The 2,659-nt window shown below is 71.6% G+C and carries 2 protein-coding genes; both read right to left on the bottom strand.

From position 1 onward, the window contains the following. Nucleotides 1-76: 76 nt before the first annotated feature. Nucleotides 77-946, bottom strand: a complete 870-nt coding sequence (locus ACFWZ2_RS43485; protein WP_384555338.1) for a 3-hydroxybutyryl-CoA dehydrogenase — start codon at nucleotides 944-946, stop codon at nucleotides 77-79. Beyond that, a complete protein-coding gene (gene aceB, locus ACFWZ2_RS43480) occupies nucleotides 943-2,535 on the bottom strand; it encodes a malate synthase A (protein WP_384555337.1) in 1,593 nt (530 codons plus the stop codon). The genes ACFWZ2_RS43485 and aceB overlap by 4 nt, the downstream gene beginning before the upstream one ends. Nucleotides 2,536-2,659: the final 124 nt, after the last annotated feature.

Raw genomic sequence — 2,659 nt, 5'->3', positions numbered from 1 at the left:
CCCTGGCCAGCACCCTCATCTGGCTCACCACATGATCGACAAGACGCTCCCTAGGACCTGATCCGCCGGACAGGCCCTAGCCCAGCTCGTACGTGTGGAACCCGCGGCCGCTCTTGCGGCCGAGGAGCCCCGCCTCCACCATGCGCTGGAGCAGCGGAGGCGGGGCGTACAGGGGTTCCTTGAACTCTTCGTAGAGGGATTCCGCGATGGCGGCGACCGTGTCGAGGCCGATCAGGTCGGCCAGCCTGAGCGGCCCCATCGGATGGGCGCAGCCCTGCTCCATGCCCGCGTCCACGTCGGTGGCGCTGGCGAAGCCCGACTCCGTCATCCGGATCGCGGCGAGGAGATAGGGAATGAGCAGGGCGTTGACGACGAAGCCCGCCCGGTCCTGGGAGTGCACGACCGTCTTGCCCAGGGTGTGCGTGGCGAAGTCCCGTACGGCCGCGACCGTGTCCGGGGACGTGTGCAGCGAGGAGACGACCTCGACCAGCGGCAGGACGGGCACGGGGTTGAAGAAGTGCAGGCCGATGACGTGGTCGGCGCGCCGGGTGGCCATGCCCAGGCGCATGACGGGGATGGAGGAGGTGTTCGTGGCGAGGATCGCGCCGGGATCCTCGACGACCTTGTCCAGGGCCGCGAAGACCTCCGTCTTCGCCGCGGTGTTCTCGACGACGGCCTCGACGACGAGCTGCCGGTCGGCCAGGTCGTCGAGGCTGCCGGTGAAGACCATGCGGGCCAGTGCGTCCTCGGCGGAGATGCGGTCCAACTTGCCGCGCTGGACGGCGCGTTCGAGGGAGACGGCGATCCGTTCGCGCGCCGCACGGGCGGCGACGGCGTCGGCCTCGCAGACCACGGTGTCCAGGCCCGAGCGGGCGCACACCTCGGCGATGCCCGCGCCCATCTGGCCGCCGCCGACGACCCCGATCCTGCGGATGGTCGCGGTCATGACTGCTCCTTCGGTCGGTGTACGAGATGGCGGGTGTAGGCGTCGGTGGTGAAGAACGGCGGCAAGTCCCTTGCCAGAGCGGTCCGTTCGAACAGGGCGCGGACCTCGTCGACGGCGGCCCAGGGATACTCCGCGCCGAGGGAGGCGAGTTCGCTTTCCACGAGTTCCTCGACCGTCGCGCGTTCGACGACCCGGTGCCGCAGCCACTGCCAGATCTGGGCCCGGGCGATCTCGGCCGTCGCGGCGTCCGTCACCAGGCCGTCGAGGGTGACGGTGCCCTGTCCGCGCAGCCAGGCGGCGAAGTAGCGCAGGGCGGCCGCGACGTTGGTCCGCAGGCCCTCCGCGGTGGGCGGTGCGCCGACACGGCGTACGGAAAGCAGCTGAGCCACCGTCACCTCCACGTCGTCGCGGGTGCGTTCGAGCTGATGCGGGCGGCCGTCGAGCACCTCGTCGAACGCCGCGCGGCAGACGGGGACGAGCGCGGGGTGGGCGACCCGGGAGCCGTCGAAGCCGTCCTCTGCCTCACGCTCCTTGTCGAGCCGCACCGTGGCGAGCGCCGCCTCGCGGGCCGCCGGGTCCTCGCCCGGCACCTGGGCCGCCAAGCCGCCGATGGCATGCGCGCCCCGCTGGTGGCAGGTGCGCACCAGGAGTTCGGTGCAGGCGCGCAGGAAGGGGGCCGTCATGGTGACCTTCGCCCGGTCGGGCAGCAGGAAGTCCGGGCGGTGCCCGAAGGTCTTGACGAGGCTGAAGAGATGGTCCCAGCGCCCGGCGTCGAGCCCCGCGCTGTGCTCGCGCAGCTCGTAGAGGATCTCCTCCATCGCGACGGCCGCGGTGACGGTCTCGATCGGGACGGTGGCCCGCACGGTCCCGCGGGGGATGCCGAGAAGGTCCTGGGCGAGGATGAACACGTCGTTCCACAGCCGTGCCTCGGCGCGGCTCTCCAGCTTCGGCAGGCTGAAGTACGGGCCGTACCCGGCGTCGATCTGTCGCTGGGCGCAGTGGAAGAAGTACAGCCCGAAGTCCACGAGCGACGCGGGCACGGGACGCCCGTCGACCTCCAGGTGCTCCTCGGTCAAGTGCCAGCCGCGCGGCCGTACGACGAGGGTCGCGAGCCGTTCACCGAGCCGGTACCGCTTGCCCTCCGGCGTGGTGAAGTCGATCCTGCGCTCGCTCGCGTCGCGCAGATTCAGCTGGCCGCCGATGATGTTCTCCCAGGTGGGGGAGGTGGCGTCCGCGAAGTCCGCCGTCCACACCTGCGCACCGGAGTTGAGGGCGTCGACGGTCGTCGCACGATCCGGCGGCCCGGTGATCTCCACGCGGCGATCGGCCAGGCCGGGCGCCGGGGGAGCAACCCGCCAGGAGCCGTCCGCGCGGATCCGGGCACTGGTGAGGGAGAAGTCGAGCGGGACCCCGGCGGCAAGCCGACCCCCCACCCGCGCACGCTCCTTGAGAAGGTCGACGCGCCGCCCGGCAAAGGCATCGACGAGCCGCCCGACAAACGCGAGCGCCTCACCCGTCAAAACCTCGTCGTGCCGTTCACCCGGCACACCGAGAACCCGGACGGCACGGGTCGAGAGGGTGGTGGACATGGGTCTCCTTTCTTGACTGGACGGAAACGGAGCAGGGGGGGCGCCCCGTAAGGGGCGCGGGGAACTGCACGCCCAGCCCCCACCGGGCCCGCAGCGGTGAACCGGCCCCCGGGCGGAGCCCCTA

Origin of the sequence: Streptomyces sp. NPDC059002, from assembly GCF_042740435.1 — a bacterium.
GTDB lineage: Bacteria > Actinomycetota > Actinomycetes > Streptomycetales > Streptomycetaceae > Streptomyces.
Note: the sequence above shows the minus strand (reverse complement) of the source record. Positions and strands in the feature narration are given on the sequence as shown.

Coding starts and splice junctions, on each gene's coding strand:
- ACFWZ2_RS43485 (WP_384555338.1), bottom strand. CDS start 946: ATGACCGCGACCATCCGCAGGATCGGGGTCGTCGGCGGCGGCCAGATG.
- aceB (WP_384555337.1), bottom strand. CDS start 2,535: ATGTCCACCACCCTCTCGACCCGTGCCGTCCGGGTTCTCGGTGTGCCG.